General features: G+C 56.5%; 17 protein-coding genes. 7 read left to right on the plus strand and 10 right to left on the minus strand.

Going from position 1 to position 24,192, the window contains the following annotated elements; all coding sequences use genetic code 11:
- Positions 1-74: 74 nt before the first annotated feature.
- The 3 genes from hcr to aqpZ all read right to left on the minus strand — a co-directional run bounded on the left by hcr (position 75) and on the right by aqpZ (position 3,592).
- Positions 75-1,043, minus strand: coding sequence for an NADH oxidoreductase (gene hcr / locus ACU4F7_RS07415; RefSeq protein WP_481638348.1), 969 nt, complete (start codon positions 1,041-1,043; stop codon positions 75-77).
- A 12-nt stretch (positions 1,044-1,055) separates the two neighbouring features.
- Positions 1,056-2,708: a hydroxylamine reductase gene (gene hcp / locus ACU4F7_RS07420; RefSeq protein WP_481638349.1), complete on the minus strand. Its 1,653-nt coding sequence runs from the start codon at positions 2,706-2,708 to the stop codon at positions 1,056-1,058.
- 188 nt (positions 2,709-2,896) lie between these two features.
- Positions 2,897-3,592, minus strand: coding sequence for an aquaporin Z (aqpZ, locus tag ACU4F7_RS07425; RefSeq protein WP_481638350.1), 696 nt, complete (start codon positions 3,590-3,592; stop codon positions 2,897-2,899).
- Between the two features lie 371 nt (positions 3,593-3,963).
- Here aqpZ and ACU4F7_RS07430 point away from each other — a divergent pair, with 371 nt between their 5' ends.
- A complete protein-coding gene (locus ACU4F7_RS07430) occupies positions 3,964-5,622 on the plus strand; it encodes an ATP-dependent endonuclease (RefSeq protein WP_481638351.1) in 1,659 nt (552 codons plus the stop codon).
- On the opposite strand, the gene ACU4F7_RS07435 is transcribed toward ACU4F7_RS07430, so the two are convergent.
- The gene (locus ACU4F7_RS07435; protein ID WP_481638352.1) at positions 5,619-6,557 is read right to left on the minus strand and encodes a VirK/YbjX family protein; all 939 of its coding nucleotides are present in this window, start codon (positions 6,555-6,557) and stop codon (positions 5,619-5,621) included. The genes ACU4F7_RS07430 and ACU4F7_RS07435 overlap by 4 nt on opposite strands.
- Before the next feature lie 160 nt (positions 6,558-6,717).
- On the opposite strand from ACU4F7_RS07435, the gene macA reads away from it, so the two are divergent.
- A complete protein-coding gene (gene macA / locus ACU4F7_RS07440; protein WP_029592373.1) occupies positions 6,718-7,833 on the plus strand; it encodes a macrolide transporter subunit MacA in 1,116 nt (371 codons plus the stop codon).
- Positions 7,830-9,776 carry a macrolide ABC transporter ATP-binding protein/permease MacB gene (macB, locus tag ACU4F7_RS07445; protein WP_481638353.1) on the plus strand — a complete coding sequence of 649 codons (1,947 nt, stop codon included), beginning with the start codon at positions 7,830-7,832 and terminating at the stop codon, positions 9,774-9,776. The genes macA and macB overlap by 4 nt, the downstream gene beginning before the upstream one ends.
- Positions 9,777-9,840: 64 nt before the next feature.
- Here macB and cspD read toward each other — a convergent pair whose 3' ends face one another.
- Positions 9,841-10,062 (minus strand): cold shock-like protein CspD, encoded by a 222-nt coding sequence (gene cspD, locus ACU4F7_RS07450; protein ID WP_029592375.1) that lies wholly within the window; start codon positions 10,060-10,062, stop codon positions 9,841-9,843.
- A gap of 326 nt (positions 10,063-10,388) precedes the next feature.
- Here cspD and clpS point away from each other — a divergent pair, with 326 nt between their 5' ends.
- Both clpS and clpA read left to right on the plus strand, forming a co-directional pair.
- Positions 10,389-10,709 (plus strand): ATP-dependent Clp protease adapter ClpS, encoded by a 321-nt coding sequence (gene clpS, locus ACU4F7_RS07455; protein WP_024556064.1) that lies wholly within the window; start codon positions 10,389-10,391, stop codon positions 10,707-10,709.
- A 28-nt stretch (positions 10,710-10,737) separates the two neighbouring features.
- On the plus strand, positions 10,738-13,011 hold the full coding sequence (gene clpA / locus ACU4F7_RS07460; RefSeq protein ID WP_024556065.1) for an ATP-dependent Clp protease ATP-binding subunit ClpA: 2,274 nt from the start codon (positions 10,738-10,740) through the stop codon (positions 13,009-13,011).
- An 83-nt stretch (positions 13,012-13,094) separates the two neighbouring features.
- Here clpA and infA read toward each other — a convergent pair whose 3' ends face one another.
- The 5 genes from infA to trxB form a co-directional block, all read right to left on the minus strand.
- Entirely contained in the window at positions 13,095-13,313 is a 219-nt protein-coding gene (gene infA / locus ACU4F7_RS07465) for a translation initiation factor IF-1 (protein WP_001040187.1), read from the minus strand.
- 285 nt (positions 13,314-13,598) lie between these two features.
- Positions 13,599-14,303, minus strand: a complete 705-nt coding sequence (aat, locus tag ACU4F7_RS07470) for a leucyl/phenylalanyl-tRNA--protein transferase (RefSeq protein ID WP_029592377.1) — start codon at positions 14,301-14,303, stop codon at positions 13,599-13,601.
- A 47-nt stretch (positions 14,304-14,350) separates the two neighbouring features.
- Complete coding sequence (cydC, locus tag ACU4F7_RS07475; RefSeq protein WP_481638354.1) at positions 14,351-16,072, minus strand: heme ABC transporter ATP-binding protein/permease CydC; 1,722 nt, start codon at positions 16,070-16,072, stop codon at positions 14,351-14,353.
- Positions 16,073-17,839 carry a heme ABC transporter permease/ATP-binding protein CydD gene (cydD, locus tag ACU4F7_RS07480; RefSeq protein ID WP_481638355.1) on the minus strand — a complete coding sequence of 589 codons (1,767 nt, stop codon included), beginning with the start codon at positions 17,837-17,839 and terminating at the stop codon, positions 16,073-16,075.
- Positions 17,840-17,956: 117 nt separating this feature from the next.
- The gene (gene trxB, locus ACU4F7_RS07485) at positions 17,957-18,925 is read right to left on the minus strand and encodes a thioredoxin-disulfide reductase (RefSeq protein WP_029592380.1); all 969 of its coding nucleotides are present in this window, start codon (positions 18,923-18,925) and stop codon (positions 17,957-17,959) included.
- Between the two features lie 495 nt (positions 18,926-19,420).
- On the opposite strand from trxB, the gene lrp reads away from it, so the two are divergent.
- Positions 19,421-19,915, plus strand: a complete 495-nt coding sequence (lrp, locus tag ACU4F7_RS07490; protein WP_000228469.1) for a leucine-responsive transcriptional regulator Lrp — start codon at positions 19,421-19,423, stop codon at positions 19,913-19,915.
- Positions 19,916-20,035: 120 nt separating this feature from the next.
- Positions 20,036-24,097 (plus strand): DNA translocase FtsK, encoded by a 4,062-nt coding sequence (gene ftsK, locus ACU4F7_RS07495; RefSeq protein WP_481638356.1) that lies wholly within the window; start codon positions 20,036-20,038, stop codon positions 24,095-24,097.
- The last annotated feature ends 95 nt before the right edge of the window (positions 24,098-24,192 follow it).

Consider the following 24,192-nt stretch of genomic DNA (forward strand, 5'->3'; position numbering starts at 1 on the left):
AAGGAGCCTTTATTATCTCATCGTTGCGGGGCTGGTGAGTGAACGTCAGCGCCACCCACCATGAGCGCTAAACCTCAGGCCAGCACCAGATCGCTCTCAGGGTGGCAGGAGCAGGCCAGCACATACCCTTCAGCCATTTCCGCCTCGGTCAGCGTCATCGTGCTCGTCACGCGGTACTCGCCGGATACCACCCGGGTTTTGCAGCAGCCGCAAACGCCGGCGCGGCAGGCGGCATTCACCGGCACCTTATTGCTTTCCATCGCTTCAAGCAGCGTTGTGCCGACCGGGCCATAAAACTCGCGGGCAGGCGTAATCGTCGTGAACTTAAGCCCGCTGGCGGCGGCCTCGGCAACCGGCGTAAAGAACTTCTCTTTATAAAAGCGCGTGACGCCAAGCGCTTTCACTTCCTGCTCGACGAACGCCATATAAGGCGCCGGGCCGCAGGTCATCACCGTACGGGCAGCAAGATCCGGCACCTGCAAAAGCATGTCGCGGGTCAGCCGTCCTTCGGTAAAGCCCGGCACGCCTGCGCTTTCCGCAATCAGCGTGACCGGGTAATCCCGCCATTCTTCAGCGAAAATTACATCCTGCGGCGTACGCACGTTGTAAATCACCTGAACGTCAGCTTGCGGGCGATATTTCGCCAGCCAGCGGCGCATTGACATAATCGGCGTTACGCCGCAGCCGCCTGCCAGCAGCAGAAAACGCTCGGTTGCTTTATCGGCGCAGATAAACTCCCCCTGCGCGTCAGAAAGCCACAGGTAATCGCCGCGCTTCACTTCCCGCGTCAGCCAGTTGGAGCCTTCGCCTTCGTGAATGCGGCGCACCGTCAGCGTAATAAACGGGCTTACCCCAGGGGTGGACGATATTGTATAAGCGCGCAGCACGTCCGCACGGTTGCGAATGCTCACCAGCGCATACTGACCGGCCTGGTAGGGGTAAAAATCGTGGCACAGCAGCGACAGCGTCCAGACGTCGGGCGTCTCCTGGCGAATATGGTGCACCTGCATGCGCCAGGGGCACTGTGGAGTCGGCATCGTCATCGTATTTTCTCCTTATGCGCCCAGCAGCTCGCGCATATCCTGCTCTACGGTCGTGACCGAGCGCAGGCCAAACTTCTCATTCAGCACCGCCAGCAGGTCCGGCGTCAGGAAGCCTGGCGCGGTAGGTCCGGTGACGATGTTCGTTACGCCAAGCGACAGCAGCGTCAGCAGAATAACGATGGCCTTTTGTTCAAACCAGGAGAGCACCAGCGAAAGCGGCAGGTCGTTCACGCCGCAGCCCAGTTTTTCCGCAAGCGTTACGGCGAGAATAATGGCTGAATAAGCATCGTTGCACTGGCCTGCGTCCACCAGACGCGGCAGCCCTTCAATATCGCCGAAATCGAGCTTGTTAAAGCGGTACTTACCGCAGGCAAGCGTCAGGATAAGGCAATCCTGCGGCACGCTGGCGGCGAAATCGGTGAAATAGCTACGCTCGCCGCGTGCGCCGTCGCAGCCGCCCACGAGGAAGATATGACGCAGCTTTTCACGGCTTACCAGGTCAATCAGCGTGTCGGCGGCGCCGAGCAGCGTCTGACGGCCAAAACCAACGGTGATAAGGTGCTCAATTTCGCTGTAAGGGAAGCCCGCCATCTGCTGCGCCTGGGCAATCACCGGCGCGAAGTTGTCACCTTCTAAATGGCTCACGCCCGGCCAGCCGACGATGCTGCGGGTCCAGATACGGTCATCGTAGCTGCCAACGGTCGGGTCGATAATGCAGTTGGAAGTCATCACAATCGGGCCCGGGAAGCGGGCGAATTCCACCTGCTGGTTCTGCCAGCCGCTGCCGTAGTTGCCGACCAGGTGCTTAAACTTGCGCAGTTCCGGATAGCCATGCGCAGGCAGCATTTCGCCGTGCGTGTAAACATTGACGCCAGTGCCTTCGGTCTGTTCCAGCAGATTATAAAGATCTTTCAGATCGTGTCCGGAAATCAGAATGCATTTGCCCGCGACCGCTTTTACGTTCACCTGCGTCGGAGTCGGGTGACCATATTTGCCGGTTTCGCCCGCGTCCAGGATGCTCATCACCTTGAAGTTCATCTGGCCGATTTCCATCGCGCATTCCAGCAGCGCGTTCATCTCCGCGGGCCAGGTGCCGAGCCACGCCATGATTTTGTGGTACTGGCCGTAGATGTCGTTGTCGTACTGGCCGAGCACATGCGCGTGTTCCATATAGGCCGCCGCGCCTTTCAGACCGTACAGGCAGAGCAGGCGCAGGCCGAGAATGTTTTCGCCAATGATCGCTTTATCGATGTTTGGCGCGAACGCCGCCGCCTGGCGCTGGAGCTCGCCCAGGTCGTCGCTGATAAGCTGGACTTCCGCCATCGGGTTCGCCACTCGGGCGCTGGCGTCCAGATTCAGACACTGTTGTTTCAGCGCTTCGCGCAGGGCGATCGCTTCGCGGGCATAGCCGACGATACGCGGCGAATCGAAGTTAACGTTGGTCAGGGTAGAGAAGAAAGCGCGCGGCGCGAAGCTGTCCACGTGATGATCGATGAGGCCAAGCTCCCGCGCTTTTACCGCCCACGCCGACAGCCCTTGCAGGGCGGCGATAAGCAGATCCTGTAAGTCGGAAGTCTGGGCGGTTTTCCCACAGACGCCCTGCGCATAAGCGCAGCCGTTGCCTGCCGGAGTACGTATGGTTTGTTCACATTGCACGCAAAACATGGTTCACACCTTAAAGTTATATTTAATATGCATGTTTAAGGTTAGGCGTGTCGTAACAGGGAGAAAAGCGCTTTCTGAGGCAACTTGCAGGGAGATTGATTTAGCGCAATTTTGGCGGCAGCAGGCTACCGCCAAAGAGGTAGTAGAAGAAAACGTAACAGGCCTGAAGGCTTTCAGGCCTAAAAAGATTAACTGCGTTTTTCCAGCAGCGTGCGATAGATAAAACCGCCGAGCATGCCGCCGATAATCGGCATCAACCAGAATAACCAAAGCTGCTGTAATGCCCAGTCGCCCTGGAAAATCGCCACCGCGGTGCTGCGAGCCGGATTCACGGAAGTATTGGTCACCGGAATGCTGATGAGATGAATCAATGTCAGCGCCAGGCCAATCGCGATGGGGGCAAAACCCGCCGCGGCATTTTTATCCGTTGCACCGTGAATAATTAACAGGAAGAAGCAGGTGAGGATAATTTCGATAATTGCGGCGGAGAGCAGGGAATAGCCGTCCGGCGAATGTTCGCCATACCCGTTAGAGGCGAAGCCGCTGGCCGCCGCATCAAATCCCATATTGCCGCTGGCGATAGCATAAAGCACCGCTGCGGCGACGATACCGCCGATAACCTGCGCCACGATATAACTTACAATATCTTTTGCGGGGAAACGTCCGCCTGCCCACAGGCCCAGCGTAACGGCCGGGTTAAAATGACCGCCGGAAATATGGCCCACGGCATACGCCATAGTAAGAACGGTTAAACCGAACGCCAGCGAGACGCCGACGAAACCAATTCCCAGTTCAGGGAAGCCTGCCGCCAGCACCGCGCTGCCGCAACCCCCAAAGACCAGCCAGAAGGTACCGAAAAATTCGGCCGCTAATTTTTTATTCATAATTCCCTCTATGTAAATGGATAGCTAACTTTATATATGGCGAAAGGATTCCTGTTCGTGCGAGCAGGATTTTAAAAGCGCGCCATTCTAGGAATATTTATAACGAGAAACCAGATGCGCTTTTTTTAATAAATTATTTTAAGAAAAAGACATTATTTACTTTGCTTAATTTAAAGCCGCGCCTGTGTAAATATCACCATTATTTAATTTTAAGGCCGGGAAACATTGCTGGACCTTGCTCCATAGTTTTTCATTAGAACTCTTTTTTTGCGGTGCGTTTCGCAAGCGTGGAAACCGCCGGTGTGTTCGCCCTCGGGATAGCCGCTATACTGCCGGTAGCGTGACGGAAGAAAAAAGAACCTGGAGGGGCTATGTTTCTTGAGCGGGTAGAAATCGTCGGTTTTCGTGGTATTAATCGGCTTTCATTGACGCTTGAGCACAATAATGTGCTGATCGGTGAAAATGCCTGGGGGAAATCGAGCCTGCTTGACGCGTTGACCCTTATTCTTTCGCCCGAACCCTCTCTTTATTCTTTTACCCGCAATGACTTCTGGTTTCCGCCTGGCGACATCAACGGCCGCGAGCGCCATCTACATATTATCCTTACCTTTCGCGAAAGCGCGCCAGGGCATTACCAGGGGCGACGCTACAGGCCGCTGAAGGCTGTCTGGGTGAAAAGCGACGACGGTTATCAGCGTATTTTCTACCGCCTGGAAGGCGGGCTTACCGAAGAGGGTACCGTCATTACGCTGCGCAGCTTCCTGAATGAGCAGGGGCAGGAGCTGGGGCTTGAGAATATTGATGAGCTGGCGCATCGGCTGACGCTGTTAAACCCGGTGCTGCGGCTGCGTGACGCCCGCTTTATGCGCCGTATTCACGACAATGGCATCCCGCCGCAGCCTGAAGTGGAAACTACCGCGAGGCAGCTTGATTTTATGGCCCGGGAGCTTGTCGCCCATCCGCAAAACCTGACCGATTCGCAACTGCGGCAGGGACTTTCGGCTATGGTGCAACTGCTTGAGCACTATTTTTCCGAGCAGAGCAGCGTTCAGGCGCGTCAGCGGCTGATGCGCCGCCGCTCGCATGATGAACAGCGTAGCTGGCGCTATCTGGATATTATCAACCGCATGATTGACCGCCCCGGGACGCGCTCTTACAGAATCATCCTGCTCGGGCTGTTCTCAACGCTGTTGCAGGCCAAGGGCAGCGCGGCGCTCGACCGCGACGCCCGCCCGTTGCTGCTGGTGGAAGACCCCGAGACGCGGCTGCACCCGATTATGCTCTCCGTCGCCTGGCATTTGCTGAATTTGTTGCCGCTGCAGAAGGTGACCACGACTAATTCCGGCGAACTGCTTTCGCTTACGCCTGTTGAGGAAGTCTGCCGTCTGGTACGCGACGGCGGTAAGGTCGTCGCCTGGCGGTTAGGGCCGTCCGGCATGAATGCGGAAGATAGCCGCCGCATCGCGTTTCATATTCGTTTCAATCGACCCTCCTCATTGTTTGCCCGCTGCTGGCTGCTGGTGGAAGGGGAAACGGAAGTCTGGGTGATGAACGAACTGGCGCGCCAGTGTGGTCACCATTTCGATGCCGAAGGGATAAAAGTCATTGAATTCGCGCAGTCGGGCTTAAAACCGCTGGTCAAATTCGCAAGGCGCATGGGCATTGAATGGCACGTGTTGGTGGATGGCGACGAAGCGGGTAAGAAATACGCCGCCACGGTCCGAAGCTTAGTGAATAACGATGCCGCTCAGGAGCGAGAACATTTAACCGCATTACCTGCGCTGGATATGGAACATTTCATGTACCGCGAAGGGTTTGCCGATGTTTATCACCGAATCGCGCAAATACCCGAAAATATCCACATCAAACCCCGGCGGGTAATTGTGAAAGCCATCCATCGCGCCTCTAAACCCGATCTGGCGATAGAGGTCGCGGTGGAGGCGGGAAAACGCGGGGTGGAATCCATTCCGCCCTTGCTGCGCAAGATGTTCTCGCGCGTCATCTGGCTGGCCCGCGGCCGGGCTGATTAAGCCCGGAGCTGCATTTCCAGGCTGTCGAGCAGTTCATAGCGGCGGCGATACTCGGCGCGTTTCTTACTCGCTATCTCTTCCATGGGTTTGCGAGGGATCTGTCCGGGCAGTTTAAAAAAGCCTCCGCGCTCTTGCTGCGCACCCAGTGAAAGCCAGAAGCTGTCGTAATCGGCGTGCAGCTTCTCTTTTTTCTTTTTCTCATAGCGCCAGCTGCGGTAAATATGCGTGCTGTTGCCTACCGCGAGTATTTGTTCGACATGCCATTTTTGCGCCAGCTGACAAACGCTCTCCAGCAGCAGACGCTTAGGAAAGAGTCCATGACAGGCTTTGGTCGCCTGCTGGATAGCGTCGTGCTCTACCCAGGCTTTAGCGCCCTGCAATCCGCCGATAAACAGCGTGGTTTTATTGTTCAGCGAGCAAAGGGTGAAGGTGAGTTCAGCAAGCGTCACGCCTTGCTCGTCACGAAACAGCAGTGTGGCTTCACCTTCTTTATCAAGATCCGCGACCGCGCTCAGGTAAATGTGGTAACGCGCCTCATTCCTGGCGGTCAGGGTTGCCAGCACGGCGCCCGGGCGCGAGAGGTACGCCGCGAAGCAGGCGGGCGTTAGTAGCGTGGCGATGGTTTCATAATGGAATGTAATCGCCTGCAATGCGGCGCGGCGAGAAAACGCGGGCGTTATATACGGCCGGTGCAGGCGGCAGGGCAGCCCCGGCTGCGCGCGTAGCAGCGCTTCGAGCATCGGCTGGCGCGCCAGCCTGTTCAGCAGTTGCCAGGTTCGAAATGGCGTAGCAAGCGAACGTGCCGTAAACTTCCGGCGATAACGCGGGTTTTCCCAGGCGCGGCCTGGCGCCCAGCGACCACGAGCAAGCTGCAGGAAAAGTTGCCAGGCGCTGCGCGGCCGGGCTTGAGCGGTAAATTCAGCGAGAGTGGACATAATAAAGGCCCCTGAGTGACATAGCCTTTATTTCACCGCCCCCTCCTTCAACGTAATGTCAATGCGCCAGCGACCTGATTAAGCAGGTAGGGTTTCGTTGAGATTCTGTTTAAAATTAAGCGGCAAAGTAAGATAGCCCGTTCAGATAATCAGGACCATTATGAAAATTAAGGGAAAAATTAAAAAACGCTATCTGTTGCTGGCGCTGGCGGTGCTGATTGCAGGCATCTGGCTCTGGCGAGCGCTTAATGCGCCGCTGCCGCAGTACCAGACCATGATTGTGCGCAAAGGCGATCTGGCCCAGAGCGTGCTCGCCACCGGCAAGCTGGACGCCCTGCGCAAAGTGGATGTGGGCGCGCAAGTCAGCGGGCAGCTAAAAACGCTGTCGGTTAGCATTGGCGATAAGGTAAAGAAAGATCAGCTGCTGGGCGTTATCGATCCTGAGCAGGCGGAAAACCAGATCAAAGAGGTGGAAGCCACGCTGATGGAGCTGCGCGCGCAGCGGCGCCAGGCGGCGGCGGAGCTGAAGCTTGCCCAAGTCACGCTTGCCCGCCAGCGTCAACTGGCGCAGACGCAGGCGATTTCACGCCAGGATTTAGATACTGCGGCAACCGAGCTTGCGGTAAAAGAGGCGCAGGTCGGCACCATCGAGGCGCAGATTAAGCGTAACCAGGCCTCGCTGGATACCGCGAAAACCAATCTCGACTATACGCGCATTACGGCTCCTATCACGGGCGAAGTGACGGAGATAACCACCCTGCAGGGGCAAACGGTCATCGCGGCGCAGCAGGCGCCGAATATTCTTACCCTCGCCGATCTCAGCACCATGCTGGTCAAGGCGCAGGTTTCAGAAGCGGATGTTATTCATCTCAAACCCGGTCAGAAAGCCTGGTTTACGGTACTGGGCGACCCGCTGACTCGCTATGAGGGCACGCTTAAAGACATTCTGCCGACCCCGGAGAAAATTAACGACGCTATCTTCTATTACGCTCGCTTTGAAGTGCCGAACCCGCAGGGCGTGTTGCGCCTGGAGATGACCGCGCAGGTGCATATTCAACTGAGCGGCGTGAAAAATGTTCTGACCATTCCGCTGGCCGCGCTGGGCGACCCGGTGGGCGATAACCGCTATAAAGTGACGCTGTTGCGTAACGGCGAAACCCGCGAGCGCGAAGTCACCCTCGGCGCGCGCAACGATACGCAGGTCGAAGTGGTGAAGGGGCTTGAAGAGGGCGATGAGGTGGTGACCGGACGCGCCGCCGAAGGGAGCGCGCCATGAGCGCGTTGCTTGAGCTAAAAGCGATCCGCCGCAGCTATCCCTCCGGGGAAGAGCAGGTTGAAGTGCTGAAGGGGATCTCGCTTTCCATTGAAGCAGGCGAGATGGTAGCGATTGTCGGCGCTTCCGGTTCTGGCAAGTCGACGCTAATGAATATTCTCGGCTGCCTTGATAACCCGACCAGCGGCAGCTACCGGGTGGCAGGCGTTGATGTCTCGACGTTAAGCGGCGATGAACTGGCGCGGCTGCGGCGCGAGCACTTTGGTTTTATCTTTCAACGCTACCATTTGCTTTCGCATCTGACGGCGACGCAAAACGTAGAGGTGCCCGCCATTTACGCCGGGCTTGGTCGAAAGCTGCGTCAGCAGCGCGCCCGCGACCTGCTTGCCCGGCTGGGGCTGGCTGAGCGCGTCGACTATCAGCCTTCGCAGCTTTCTGGCGGTCAGCAGCAGCGCGTCAGTATTGCCCGCGCGTTGATGAACGGCGGTCAGGTCATTCTGGCGGATGAGCCTACCGGCGCGCTCGACAGCCACTCCGGCGAAGAGGTGATGGCAACGCTTAAGCAACTGCGCGATCGCGGTCATACGGTGATTATCGTCACCCACGATCCGACCGTGGCGGCGCAGGCGGAGCGCGTCATCGAAATTCGCGACGGCGAGATTATCAGTAATCCTTCGCCTCGCAAGCCTGCGGCGCGAGCGAAGGCGCTCAATGAAGAGACGCAGGCATCCGGCGCATGGCAGCAGTTCGTCAGCAGCTTTCGCGAGGCCCTGACCATGGCCTGGCTTGCGATGGCGGCTAATAAGATGCGCACGCTGCTTACCATGCTCGGCATTATCATCGGTATCGCTTCGGTGGTTTCCATTGTGGTGGTGGGCGACGCGGCGAAACAGCTGGTACTGCAGGATATCCGTTCGATAGGAACCAACACGATTGATATTTATCCTGGAAAAGATTTTGGCGACGACGATCCGCAGTATCAGCAGGCGCTGAAATATGACGATTTAACGGCCATAGCGAAGCAGCCCTGGGTGCGCTCCGCGACGCCTGCGCTTTCGCAAAACGTGCGCCTGCGCTATGGCAATGTGGATGTGGCCGCCAGCGCAAACGGCGTGAGCGGGCAGTATTTCAACGTTTATGGGATGACCTTCAGCGAAGGCAATACCTTTAACGAGGAACAATTAAAAGGGCGCGCCCAGGTCGTGGTGCTGGACCAGAACGCCCGCCGCCAGCTTTTCCCCAATAAAGCGAGCGTGACAGGAGAAATCGTCCTGGTCGGCAATATGCCTGCGACGGTCATTGGCGTCGCCGAAGAGAAGCAATCGATGTTCGGCAGCAGCAAAATCCTGCGCGCCTGGCTGCCTTATGACACCATGGCCGGACGGATGATGGGACAATCGTGGCTTAACTCCATTACGGTACGCGTCAATGAAGGTTATGACAGCGCGCAAGCGGAGCAGCAGCTGACCCGGTTGTTAACGTTGCGCCACGGCAAGAAAGATTTTTTCACTATGAACATGGATGGCCTGTTGAAAACGGCGGAAAAGACCACACGTACTCTTCAGCTCTTCCTGACTCTGGTGGCGGTCATCTCTTTGCTGGTAGGCGGCATCGGGGTGATGAATATCATGCTGGTGTCAGTGACCGAGCGTACGCGGGAAATCGGTATTCGTATGGCGGTAGGCGCCAGAGCAGGCGATGTGTTGCAGCAGTTCCTGATAGAAGCGGTGCTGGTCTGCCTCGTTGGCGGCGCGCTCGGCATTACGCTCTCGCTGCTGATAGCCTTCCTGCTTCAGCTCTTCCTGCCAGGTTGGGAAATCGGTTTTTCGCCGCTGGCGCTGGCCACTGCGTTTCTTTGCTCTACGGCGACAGGCGTGATATTTGGTTGGCTGCCGGCGCGCAACGCCGCACGGCTTAACCCTGTCGACGCGCTGGCGCGAGAGTGAAGAAAAATGCCAGTCATCTGGACTGGCATTTTAAGTGCGGGATGTACACAATGAAACAGAAGAGTTACGCAACCGATTCTGCTTCGTAGGGCACGATGACACTGGCGTGGTTGCCTTTTGGGCCCTGATGTACATCAAACCTGACCATTTGTCCGGCTTTTAGCGTTCTGTAACCATCCATCTGAATGGTGGAGTAGTGCGCGAAGATATCTTCGCCACCGCCTTCAGGGCAGATGAAACCAAAGCCTTTGGCGTTATTGAACCATTTAACAGTACCCGTCTCCATGCTTCGACATCCTTCATAAGTCTTATTGAGTAAGATGGAATGAACCGGTGGGTAAGGGCGGGCTGTTCAAAACCTCGCCAACTCACGCTTGTACAATTTAGATAAATCAAGCTTTGCGTCAAGCGTCCACAGGGGTGAGTCGAGTAAAAATGAATCAAAAATTTGAAGCAGTTAACGCTATTTTCGTTAATGTGACAGAGCTCGCGAATGGCAGTAATAGGGGATTGTTATCGGGCTGCTAAGGTAGATTCAGGGTGCGTATTCACTCAACCAGAACCGTCAGGCGATGCCTGGCAAAACCGTTAACCACATCATGACGACTGGCAATGGGTAAAGCGAAAGGTTGGTTAGATTTTGACCAGTTGGCGGAAGATGAACTGCGCGAAGCGCTAAAACCGCCATCTATGTATAAAGTTATATTAATGAACGATGATTACACGCCGATGGAATTTGTTATTGACGTGCTACAAAAGTTCTTTTCTTATGATGTAGAACGTGCAACGCAACTGATGCTGACAGTTCACTATCAGGGAAAAGCCATCTGCGGCGTTTTCACCGCAGAGGTCGCGGAGACGAAAGTGGCCATGGTGAACGAATACGCGAGGGAAAACGAGCATCCGTTGTTGTGTACGCTGGAAAAAGCCTGAATAAGGCAGACAATTGAGGGGGGTGCCTATGCTCAACCAAGAACTGGAACTCAGTTTAAATATGGCTTTCGCCAGAGCGCGCGAGCACCGACATGAGTTTATGACCGTCGAGCATCTGTTACTGGCTTTGCTCAGTAACCCATCGGCTCGCGAGGCGCTGGAAGCGTGCTCGGTAGATCTGGTGGCGCTTCGTCAGGAACTTGAGGCCTTCATCGAACAAACCACACCCGTACTGCCCGTCAGTGAAGAAGAGCGCGACACGCAACCGACGCTTAGCTTCCAGCGCGTGCTGCAGCGCGCGGTGTTCCATGTCCAGTCTTCCGGTCGCAGCGAAGTGACGGGAGCAAACGTCTTAGTGGCGATTTTCAGCGAGCAGGAGTCCCAGGCGGCTTACCTGTTGCGTAAGCACGAAGTGAGCCGGCTGGACGTGGTGAATTTTATCTCCCACGGCACCCGTAAGGACGAACCTAACCCGTCGTCCGATCACACTAATCCAGTTAGCGAAGAGCAAGCAGGCGGGGAGGAGCGTATGGAAAACTTCACCACCAATCTTAACCAGCTTGCTCGCGTCGGCGGCATCGACCCGCTGATTGGGCGTGATAAAGAGCTGGAGCGGACCATTCAGGTGCTCTGCCGTCGCCGTAAAAATAACCCGCTGCTTGTGGGCGAGTCCGGCGTAGGCAAAACCGCTATCGCTGAAGGGCTTGCCTGGCGCATCGTACAAGGCGACGTGCCGGAAGTGATGGCTGACTGTACCATCTACGCGCTGGATATCGGCTCGCTGCTGGCGGGAACGAAATATCGCGGCGATTTTGAAAAACGCTTCAAGGCGCTGCTTAAACAGCTGGAACAGGATAGCAACAGCATTCTGTTTATTGACGAGATCCACACCATCATCGGCGCGGGCGCCGCGTCCGGCGGGCAAGTGGATGCCGCCAACCTGATTAAGCCGTTGCTCTCAAGCGGTAAAATTCGCGTGATGGGTTCCACTACCTATCAGGAGTTCAGCAACATTTTCGAAAAAGACCGCGCCCTGGCGCGTCGCTTCCAGAAAATTGACATCACTGAACCAAGCGTGGATGAAACGGTACAGATAATTAATGGCCTGAAGCCGAAGTATGAAGCGCACCATGATGTACGTTACACCGCTAAAGCGGTACGTGCAGCGGTGGAGCTGGCGGTGAAATACATCAACGATCGCCATCTGCCTGACAAGGCAATTGACGTTATTGATGAAGCGGGCGCGCGCGCGCGTCTGATGCCAGTCAGCAAACGTAAGAAAACCATCAACGTGGCGGACATCGAATCAGTCGTTGCTCGCATTGCCCGAATCCCTGAAAAAAGCGTTTCGGCAAGCGACCGCGATACGCTCAAGAGCCTGGGCGATCGCCTGAAAATGCTGGTATTTGGTCAGGATAAAGCCATTGAGGCATTAACCGAAGCCATCAAGATGAGCCGCGCAGGACTGGGACACGATCGTAAACCCGTTGGTTCATTCCTCTTCGCCGGGCCGACCGGGGTAGGGAAAACCGAGGTGACGGTGCAGCTTTCCAAAGCCCTGGGCATTGAGCTGCTGCGCTTTGATATGTCCGAGTATATGGAGCGTCATACGGTGAGCCGTCTGATTGGCGCGCCTCCGGGTTACGTTGGTTTTGATCAGGGCGGGTTGTTGACCGATGCGGTAATCAAACATCCGCACGCGGTACTGCTGCTTGATGAGATTGAAAAAGCGCATCCGGATGTCTTTAACCTGCTGCTGCAGGTCATGGACAATGGCACGTTGACCGACAATAACGGCCGCAAAGCGGACTTCCGCAATGTCATTCTGGTGATGACGACCAACGCCGGCGTGCGTGAAACCGAGCGTAAGTCGATTGGTCTTATCCATCAGGATAACAGCACCGACGCGATGGAAGAGATCAAGAAAGTGTTTACGCCGGAGTTCCGCAACCGTCTGGACAACATCATCTGGTTCAACCATCTCTCAACCGAGGTGATTCATCAGGTGGTCGACAAGTTTATTGTCGAACTCCAGGCGCAGCTGGACCAGAAAGGCGTGTCGCTTGAGGTGAGTCAGGAAGCGCGCGACTGGCTGGCGGATAAAGGCTATGACCGTGCGATGGGCGCGCGTCCAATGTCTCGCGTCATCCAGGACAACCTGAAGAAACCGCTGGCGAACGAGTTGTTGTTCGGTACGCTGGTGGATGGCGGCCAGGTGATTGTGGCGCTGGATAAAGAGAAAGACCAGTTAACCTACAATTTCCACGGCGCGCAGAAACACAAGCCGGAAACGGCGCACTGATAGCGCAAGCTAATAAAAAAGGCCGGGATTATCCCGGCCTTTTTGTTTTCTGGCGTCACCGCCGCAGCGGCGCGCGGAAATGCTTAGCGACTACGGAAGACAATGCGGCCTTTGCTCAGGTCGTACGGGGTCAGTTCAACAGTCACTTTGTCGCCCGTCAGAATGCGGATGTAGTTTTTGCGCATTTTACCGGAGATATGGGCCGTTACCACATGACCGTTTTCCAGCTCAACGCGGAACATGGTGTTCGGTAACGTTTCCAGAACGGTACCCTGCATTTCAATATTGTCTTCTTTGGCCATCTAATCCTCTGGGGTATCACTACCGTAGTTTTGAACCGGCAAGATAATGCCGAAGTTCACCTGTTAAGTAAAGATTTTGCGGGCAAATTCACCGCAAGGTTAATTCTGTAAGCGTTGCGCGAAGCTCCCTCGCACGGACGGCGCTGGCATAAACGGGAGCGATGAGATAAACGGTGAGGGCGTTACCTGATGCCTGCCAGTCCCAAGCGGCGGAGGGAAAATGCGCTGATTAATTCTGCGTGCTGTAGTATAACACCCTGACAAAAAATGTGCCGAAAACATTGCTCAGCGCGCGCCGGTAAAAAGCGTTTTAGGCACCCAGCACGCGCCTGGCAAGGGCTGCAGACGCAATTCATCGAGCCAGTTCAGGTAGCTGCGCCGGGAAATCTCCGTTGCGCCAAGCGAGGCGGTGTGAGCATTGAGCACCTGGCAATCAATAAGCCGACCGCCTTGTTGCATAAAATACTCGCAAAAGACCAGCAACGCCGTTTTAGAACCGTTTTCCCGACGACTGAACATCGATTCGCCGCAAAACAGCGCGCCCTGAGCGACGCCATACATGCCGCCCACCAGTTCCTTTTCCTGCCAGACCTCAATGGAGTGCGCATGTCCCAGCTCATGCAGTCTTTGCCAGGCGATAACCACTTCCGGCGTAATCCATGTGCCGTCACTGCGATCTTCCGCGCAGCCCTCAATCACCCGGTCAAACGCATAATTCAGCGTTACGCGGTAGGGTGACTGACGGTGAAAACGCTTCATGCTGCGGCTTAAGTGAAACCGGTCAGGGAAAAGCACCGCACGCGGGTCGGGCGACCACCAGAGAATAGGGTCGCCCGGCGAAAACCAGGGAAAGATGCCGCGTTGATAGGCCATAAGCAGACGCGCCGGACTTAAATCGCCACCCAGCGCCAGCAGCCCATTGGGCTCGCGCAGCGCGCCTTCAGGCGAAGGGAAGGCGATAGAATGACGAGAAAGCTGCACCAGACGCATGACTTCATGTCTCCATACTACGCGGCAAGTAATCGTTCAATCATAGTCTACAGGCGTTGGCGAAACTGGTAATAACGCCCCTTTGACGCCATTAATTCAGCGTGATTACCTTGCTCAATAATTTCGCCGTTGTCCATCACAATTATTCGGTTAAAACGAGCTAAACCTCGCAAACGATGCGTCACCATCAGCACTGTTTTTGCTTTCAATACGTCAGCAAGCAAATCAAGGATCTGGCTTTCCGTTTCGGCGTCCAGCCCTTCAGTCGGCTCATCCAGCAACAGCAGCGGCGCATCATGCAATAGCGCGCGCGCAATAGCCAGACGGCGCAGCTCGCCGCCGGAAAGCTGGCGGCCGCCCTCGCCAAGCCAGGCATTTAACCCGCTATCTTCCAGCAGCTTTTCCAGACCAACCCGCTCAAGTACGGCGCGCAGCGCTTCGTCGCTCGCAGCAGGAGCGGCGAGCAGCAAATTCTCGCGCAGCGTCGCGCTGAAGAGGTGAACGCGTTGCGGCACCACGCTGATGGCGGCGCGAAGCGTGGCCTCGCTGAATGTTTCTATCCGCTCGCCGTTAAGCTTAAGCGCCCCGGACGAGACATCCCATGCGCGCGTGAGCAGTTGCAGCAACGTCGACTTGCCACAGCCTGTACGGCCCAGCAGGGCAAGATGTTCGCCCGCTTCAAGATGGAGCGTAACGCCGCGAAGCGCAGGCTGCGGTTGGTTCGGGTAGCTGAAAGAGACGTCGTCCAGCGTCAGCGCTACCTGCTCAGGAACAGACTGAGCGCCGTCTGGAAAAATGACATCCGGCTCCTGCTCAATAACCTGCGTAACGCGTCGCGCTGAGGCGATAACCTGGCCTAAATGCTGGAAAGCGCCGGTAACGGGCGCAAGGGCTTCGAATGCCGCCAGCGCGCAGAAAACGAAAAGGGCGATCAGGGCGCCTGGCATATCGTTACCCCCTACGCCGCCTGCAGCCATCCAGAGCATCAGCACAACCGCTACGCCGCTGATAAGCAGCATCACCGCCTGAGACAGCGCCGTCAGGCCCGCCTGGCGACGCTGCGCCTCATGCCAGGCAAGTTCGTTATTTTCCATCTCATCACGATAGCGGTCGCTGGCGCCGAAGATAGTTAACTCCGCCTGGCCCTGGAGCCAGGCGGTAAGCATCTGCCGATAGCTGGCGCGGTAATGGGTCAGCGCTTCGCCTGTCGGTTTACCCGCGCGATAGAAAAGGGGAGGCAAGAGGGTAAGCGTGGTCAGCATAATGCCGCCCAGCGTCAGCGCGAGCGTGGTATCCAGCAGGCTCAAACCCAGCGTAACTACCCCAATCACCACCATGGCGCCCACTAAGGGCGAGATAACCCGCAAATAGAGATGATCGAGCGTATCGACATCCGCCACCAGCCGGTTCAGCAATTCGCCCTGGCGAAAGCGCGCCAGCCCGGCGGGGGAGAGGGGCAGCAGCTTACTGAAAGTAAATACCCGCAAGTGTTCCAGCACGCGGAATGTGGCGTCGTGGCTTACCAGCCGCTCGAAGTAGCGACCGGCGGTACGGATTATCGCGGCGCCACGCACACCTGCGGCAGGCAGCATATAGTTGAAGCTGTATACGCCCGCCACGCCGGCCACCGCTGAGGCGGAAAGAAACCAGCCGGAGAGCGTCAGCAAACCAATACTCGCCAGCAGCGTAACGATGGCCAATACAATGCCCAGCATCAGCAGCCATTTATGGCGTTTATAGAGCGCAAGGTAAGGTAACAAAGCGCGCATTTAAATCTCCTCCTGACGATGAGCCAGCAGCGCGGCGAAAGGACCCTGCGCCGCGGCAAGCGTTGCAAAATCGCCTTGCTCGATAATCAGGCCGTCGCGCATGACCCAGATGGTGTCCCAGGCCGCGAGGTAGTCAAGCTGGTGCGTTACCATGAGCGTAGTTTGTCGCGTTGACGCGGCGTCCAGCGCCTGCATTACACGCCGCTCGCTATGGGCATCCAGACTTGCGGCTGGCTCGTCAAGCAGCAGCAGGCCGCAGGGCGAGAGCAGGGCGCGCGCAACGGCGACCCGCTGCGCCTGACCTACCGAGAGGCGCGAGGCCTGATCGCCGAGCGGCGTATCCACCCCTTCAGGCAGCAGCGGCAGGAATTCTTTCACCCAGGCTTTTTCCAGCGCCGCATCCAGCGCGGCATCGCTGGCCTGCGGGTTAGAGAGCAGCACGTTTTCCCTGATCGTGGCGGCGGGCAATTGCGGGTTCTGGCCCACCCAGCTCAGCTGGCGACGCCAGCTTTCAGGCGTCAGTTCGCGCAGTTCCGTACCGTTAACGAGAACAGAACCTTCATAAGGCAAAAAGCCGGACAGCAGGTTGAGCAACGAACTTTTTCCCGCGCCGCTCTGGCCTACCAGGACAGCGCGCTGTCCCGCAGACAGAGAAAAAGTCAGCGGACCGGCCAGACGCTTCCCTTCCGCTGACAAAATCACGACGTTTTTTGCCTCAAGCGCGACGGCGCCTGTGGCAGGCAACTCAACCGTACCGCGTTCCGGATGCTGTAGAGGCGTGTCCAGAAACGTCTTCAGGCTGTCGGCCGCGCCTGTGGCCTGGGCTTTAGCGTGGTAAAACGTGCCAAGATCGCGTAACGGCTGGAAAAATTCCGGCGCTAAAATCAAAGCCAGAAAGCCGGAGGCCAGCGTAACGCCTGCGCCATAGTGGCCGAAATTCAGCTCGCCGAGATAAGAAAAACCAAAGTAAACCGCAACCAGCGCGATAGAGAGCGAGGTAAAAAATTCCAGTACGCCGGATGAAAGAAAGGCGAGGCGCAGCACTTCCATTGTCCGCTGACGGAAGTCCTGAGAAGCGCGACGGATTTGCTCGGTTTCCGCCGCTCCCCGGTTGAAAAGGCGCAACGTTTCCATACCCCGAAGCCGGTCGAGGAAGTTGCCGCTAAGACGGGCCAGCGCCTGAAAATTACGACGGTTGGCGTCCGCCGCGCCCATTCCCACCATCGCCATAAAGAGCGGAATAAGCGGCGCGGTGGCGAGCAGAATCAACGCCGCCGCCCAGTTAGACGGAAAAATCGCCAGCACAATCAACAGCGGTACGCTGGCCGCCAGCGCCATTTGCGGCAGGTAGCGCGCATAAAAGTCATGCATATCTTCTACCTGTTCGAGGATAAGCGTGGCCCAACTGCCTGCGGGTTTCCCCTGAATCCAGGCTGGCCCCGCCTGCTGTAGACGGTCTAGTACAAGGCTTCGGATATGCGCGCGAATGTGCTGACCCGCGCGAAAGCCGATTTTCTCCCGCAGCCAGACTACCCAGGCGCGCAGAATAAAAACGATAACCAGCAGCACAAATGGCAATAGCAGCGCCTCGCGAGGGATGGCCTGCATGATCATGCTGTTGAGCAGATAAGCCAGCAGCCAGGCTTGAGCGACAATCAGCACGCCGCTAATAACGCCTGTCAGGCGAGACAGATTAAGCCAGCGGCGGGAAATCACACTTTGCTGTTTTAACCAGCGTGTCAGTTCTTGTTGACGGGTTTTATTCATGGCGTGCAATAAGCAGGTGAAAGTCCATTAAGTCCGCCGGGCGGCGGAGGTGCACGCAATGTTACAACGGGGGCAAAAGAAAGGCGACTGATTAGTCGCCTTGCTCAACACGCAGAATTAGCTGTTGTTTTCGGCCAGGCCGTCAAGATAGCGTTCTGCGTCCAGCGCGGCCATACAGCCCGTGCCGGCGGAGGTAATCGCCTGACGATAGATATGATCCATCACGTCGCCTGCCGCGAAAACGCCAGGCACGCTGGTTTGAGTCGCATTGCCATGAATACCGGACTGCACTTTGATATAGCCGTTTTCCAGTTCCAGTTGGCCTTCAAAGATAGCGGTGTTCGGGCTATGACCGATAGCCACAAAAAGGCCCGCCACTTCCAGCGACTCGACGTTATCGCTATTTTGGGTATCGCGAATGCGCAGGCCGCTCACGCCCATCTGATCGCCGGTAACTTCCTCAAGCGTACGGTTGGTGTGCAGCACGATGTTGCCGCTTTCCACTTTATCCATCAGACGCTTGATAAGAATTTTTTCCGCGCGGAAAGTATCGCGGCGGTGGATCAGATGCACTTCGGAAGCAATATTCGCCAGGTAAAGCGCTTCTTCCACGGCTGTGTTGCCGCCGCCGATAACCGCGACTTTCTGGTTGCGATAGAAGAAGCCGTCACAGGTAGCGCAGGCGGAAACGCCGCGGCCTTTGAATGCTTCTTCTGAAGGCAGCCCCAGATAACGGGCGGAGGCGCCAGTGGCAATAATCAGCGCGTCACAGGTGTATTCGCCGCTGTCGCCCGTCAGGCGGAACGGACGGTTTTGCAGATCCACTTTATTGATATGGTCGAAGAGAATTTCCGTCTCGAACTTCGCCGCATGCTCATGCATACGTTCCATCAGCAACGGCCCGGTGAGATCGTGCGGGTCGCCCGGCCAGTTTTCCACTTCTGTGGTGGTAGTGAGCTGGCCGCCTTTTTCCATACCGGTAATCAGAACCGGGTTCAGGTTGGCGCGCGCAGCGTAGACCGCAGCGGTATAACCCGCGGGGCCAGAGCCAAGAATAAGCAGCTTACTATGTTTAGCCGTGCCCATGAGATCCTCATTGTTGTTGGCAGACAATGGGCTGGATTGTAGGGAATTTGGCGGGGTAAAAAAAGGGCGCAACAATTTTGTTAACGATATGTGTAATAGAACGGACCGATGAATGCGTAAATATCACCCGTTTTGATTATTAAATTTACTTCTAATAATCGCCACGCTATCAGGTGATAAAATGAGGAATAATCGCTGGTCGTTATCAGTATCTGGCACGTTCTACTAAAAAAAGATGTTTTGCTTTGACAATCCCCTGCGCTTTTGCGAAAACATTCGAGGAAGAAAATAGCATTTGCTCTGGCTTAAGCGCATTAGCGCACAAAGAGGCGTGCAATTTATCCGGGTCATTGAAATCTACGCATGGTGTGGACAGACGCCATGCGTGATGTCAGCGGCTGCCCGTGGGCAACGGTCTTCTTACATTAGACCCTGAACAGTGACGTGAACAGGGTAGTGGCAGGTGTAGGGAAGGAATACAGAGAGACAATAATAATGGTAGATAGCAAGAAGCGCCCTGGCAAAGATCTCGACCGTATCGATCGTAACATTCTTAATGAGCTGCAAAAGGATGGGCGTATTTCTAACGTCGAGCTTTCAAAAAGAGTGGGACTTTCACCGACGCCGTGCCTTGAGCGCGTTCGTCGTCTGGAAAGACAGGGTTTTATTCAGGGCTACACGGCGCTGTTGAACCCGCATTATCTGGATGCATCACTGCTGGTTTTTGTTGAGATTACTCTGAATCGCGGCGCGCCGGATGTGTTTGAGCAATTTAACGCCGCAGTGCAAAAACTTGAAGAAATTCAGGAGTGTCATCTGGTATCTGGCGATTTCGACTACCTGTTGAAAACGCGTGTGCCGGATATGTCCGCGTACCGTAAATTACTCGGTGAAACCTTGCTGCGTCTGCCTGGCGTGAACGACACGCGCACATACGTAGTAATGGAAGAGGTTAAACAGAGCAATCGTCTGGTTATCAAGACTCGTTAATGCGCAAGTGGTGCAAACCGGGCGCAGTTTGAGTACACTCCTGTTAATCCATACAGCGACAGTGTCGGGGTAACCCGGCGCTGTTGTCCGTTTTAGTAATAAGGACCTGGAGAGCCTTTCTTGAGCCAGGAATACACCGAAGACAAAGAAGTCACACTGACAAAGTTAAGCAGCGGTCGCCGTTTGCTCGAGGCGATGCTAATTCTCGTCGTGCTGTTTGCCGTCTGGCTGATGGCCGCGCTCCTGAGCTTCAATCCTTCCGACCCAAGCTGGTCGCAAACCGCCTGGCATGAACCCATCCATAATCTGGGCGGCGCGCCTGGGGCCTGGCTTGCCGATACGCTGTTTTTCGTCTTTGGCGTAATGGCATACACCATCCCGGTGATTATTGTCGGCGGCTGCTGGTTTGCCTGGCGCCATCGCAGCAACGATGATTACATTGACTATTTCGCCGTTTCGCTGCGTTTGATCGGCGTGATTGCGCTTATCCTCACCTCCTGCGGGCTGGCGGCGATTAACGTCGACGATATCTGGTATTTCGCTTCTGGCGGCGTCATCGGCAGTCTGCTCAGCACCGCCATGATGCCGCTGCTTAACAGCAGCGGCGGCACCATCGCGCTTTTATGCGTCTGGGGCGCAGGTCTGACGCTTTTTACCGGCTGGTCGTGGGTCAGCATCGCGGAAAAAATCGGTAGCGTCGTGTTAAGCGTTCTGACTTTCGCCAGTAACCGTACCCGTCGTGATGACACCTGGCAGGATGATGATTACGAATACGAAGATGAAGACGAAGATCATGATGAAGAGGACGAGCGTGCGCCTGTTAAGGCGAAAGGCGAGTCCCGCCGCGCCCGTATTCTTCGTGGCGCATTAGCCCGTCGTCAACGCCTCGCTGAGAAATTCGCGAACCCTGTCGGGCGTAAAACCGATGCGGCGCTTTTCTCCGGCAAACGCATGGATGATGAAGACGAGGTGCATTACACCGCGCGCGGCGTTGCCGCCGATCCGGATGACGTGCTCTTTTCCGGTCATCGCGTGACGCAAGATTATATCGATGAAAGCGATCCGCTGCTTAATGGCTATCCGGTAACCGAGCCGATCGCCGCCGCCGCGGCTGCAACTACCGCTGCGCAGGCCTGGGCCGCGCCCGAAGAGGCGGTGACGCCCGCTGCGCCTGTTGCTACCGCTGCGCCGCAAAGCGCCATGGAGGCGTCTCCTGTGGCGTGGCAGCATGCGCCGACGGTACAGGGGCCGGAGCCGGTTATCGCGCCCGCGCCGGAAAACTATCTCACCCAGCCGGGCGCCATGCAGCCGCAAACGCCGCAGCAGCATCAGCCCTGGAACGAACCCGTGCAGGATTACGCTTCCACGCAACAGTGGCAGCCGTCTGTCGCGCCTGCACAACCTGAATCGGCGCCTTCTTCTCACTCCTGGGATGAGCCTGTTCACGCTCAGGTGAGTCAACATGCCTGGGAAGCACCTGCGCAGGAGCAGGCTCACCACGCCTGGGAAGAACCTGTTGCGCCAGTACACGAACCTGTCGCCGAATCGCAGGAAACCAAACCTGTCCGGCCGCCGCTCTACCATTTTGAAGAGGTAGAGGCGCAACGCGCTCGCGAACGTGAGCAACTGGCAGCCTGGTATCAGCCTGTGCCGGATCCGGTTCAGCCGGAAGCCGCGCCAGCGCCTGCCGCCAAAGCTGCTTTTACTGCGCCGTCCGTTTCTTCGTCCGTGCCATTCGGTATGGATGAGGCACAATCGATTGATTTGTCAGCCGTCTCTGCCGCACCGGTTGTAAAAGAAGCGGCGAAAGCCGCGGCCGCTGCTGCGGTCGCCGCGCCTCTCTTTAGCATCGCCAGCGATGCGCCTCGTCCGCAAGTAAAAGAGGGCATTGGCCCGCAGTTGCCTCGCCCGAATCGCGTACGCGTTCCTACTCGCCGCGAGCTTGCTTCTTATGGCATCAAGCTGCCTTCACAGCGCATGGCGGAAGAGCAGGCGCGTGAAGCTGAGCGACGTCAGACCGAACAGACGCACATGACCGATGAAGAAGCGGAAGCGCTGCAACAGGATGAACTGGCGCGCCAGTTCGCTTCTTCACAAGAGCAGCGTTACGGTGAAACTTTTGCTGCTGAGCAGGCGCAGGAAGATGACGATGCAGCTGAGCAGGCGGAGCTGGCACGCCAGTTCGCCTCATCGCAGCAGCAACGCTATGCTGCGCAACAGCCGCCGGACGCAGCGTCTTTTTCGTTGGATGATTTTGATTTCTCGCCAACCAAAGTACTGGTAGACGACGGCCCGAGCGAACCCCTATTTACGCCCGGTTTTGTTGAACCGCCTGCACAGCCGGTTCAGCAGCCTGCTTACCAGACGCAGCCGCCGCAGCCTGCTTATCAGGCTCAGCCTGCACAGCCGGTTCAGCAGCCTGCTTATCAGGCTCAGCCGCAACAGCCGGTTCAGCAGCCTGCTTATCAGGCGCAGCCGCAACAGCCGGTTCAGCAGCCTGCTTATCAGGCGCAGCCGCAACAGCCGGTTCAGCAGCCTGCTTATCAGGCTCAGCCGCAACAGCCGGTTCAGCAGCCTGCTTACCAGGCTCAGCCGCAGCAGCCGGTATCTCAGTCGCAACAGCCTGCGCCTTCCTCATCCGGCGGGCTTATCCATCCGTTGCTGATGCGTAACGGCGAAGCGCGACCAACGCATAAACCTACCACGCCGCTTCCTTCGCTGGATCTGCTGTCATCTCCGCCTGCTGAGGTGGAGCCGGTGGATACGTTCGCGCTGGAACAGATGGCGCGTTTGGTGGAAGCGCGTCTGGCGGATTTCCGCATTAAAGCTGACGTGGTGAACTACTCGCCAGGCCCGGTTATCACGCGCTTTGAGTTGAATCTGGCACCAGGCGTTAAAGCCGCCCGTATTTCTAACCTTTCGCGCGATCTGGCTCGTTCTCTCTCGACGGTCGCTGTCCGTGTAGTCGAGGTCATACCGGGCAAACCGTATGTCGGGCTTGAGTTACCTAACAAAAAGCGCCAGACGGTTTATCTGCGTGAAGTCCTGGATTGCGATAAGTTCCGCGATAACCCTTCACCGCTCTCGGTTGTACTGGGTAAAGATATTGCGGGCGAGCCCGTCGTGGCCGATCTGGCGAAAATGCCTCACCTGCTGGTGGCGGGCACCACCGGCTCAGGCAAATCGGTTGGTGTTAACGCCATGATCCTCAGCATGCTCTATAAAGCGACGCCGGAAGAGGTGCGCTTTATCATGATCGACCCGAAAATGCTGGAGCTTTCTGTTTATGAAGGTATTCCTCACCTTCTGACGGAAGTGGTCACCGACATGAAAGACGCCGCCAATGCTCTGCGCTGGAGCGTTAATGAGATGGAACGGCGGTACAAGCTGATGTCGGCGCTTGGCGTGCGTAACCTTGCCGGTTACAACGAGAAGATCATGGAAGCGGAACGCATGGGCCGTCCAATCCCGGATCCTTACTGGAAGCCGGGCGACAGTATGGACGCCACGCATCCGGTACTTGAGAAACTGCCTTATATCGTGGTGATGGTGGATGAGTTCGCCGATCTAATGATGACGGTAGGCAAGAAAGTGGAAGAGCTGATCGCACGTCTCGCGCAGAAAGCGCGTGCGGCGGGGATCCACCTGGTACTGGCGACCCAGCGTCCTTCTGTGGATGTGATTACTGGCCTTATCAAGGCTAACATCCCGACGCGTATCGCCTTTACCGTATCCAGCAAAATTGACTCACGTACTATTCTCGACCAGGGCGGCGCGGAATCGCTGCTTGGTATGGGCGACATGCTCTATTCCGGCCCGAACTCTTCTATCCCGGTACGTGTGCATGGCGCATTTGTACGCGATCAGGAAGTTCACGCAGTCGTACAGGACTGGAAGGCGCGCGGTCGTCCACAGTATGTCGAAGGCATTACTTCCGACGGCGACAGCGAAGGCGGTGGCGGCGGTTTTGACGGCGGCGAAGAACTCGATCCGCTGTTCGACCAGGCTGTTGCCTTTGTGGTGGAAAAACGCAAAGCCTCTATCTCCGGCGTTCAGCGTCAGTTCCGTATCGGTTACAACCGTGCGGCGAGAATTATTGAGCAGATGGAAATGCAGGGTATCGTCAGCGAACAGGGCCATAATGGCAACCGTGAAGTGCTCGCGCCTCCACCTTTTGAATAACGCCGGTGCGCCTCGCCATCCTTTAACAATGCGAGGCGCTTCTTATTAGACTCTTGATAAGGTTTTTTGCAAAGTTAGGTAAGCAAGCAAAAAAT

The sequence above is a fragment of the Franconibacter pulveris genome, from assembly GCF_056780215.1.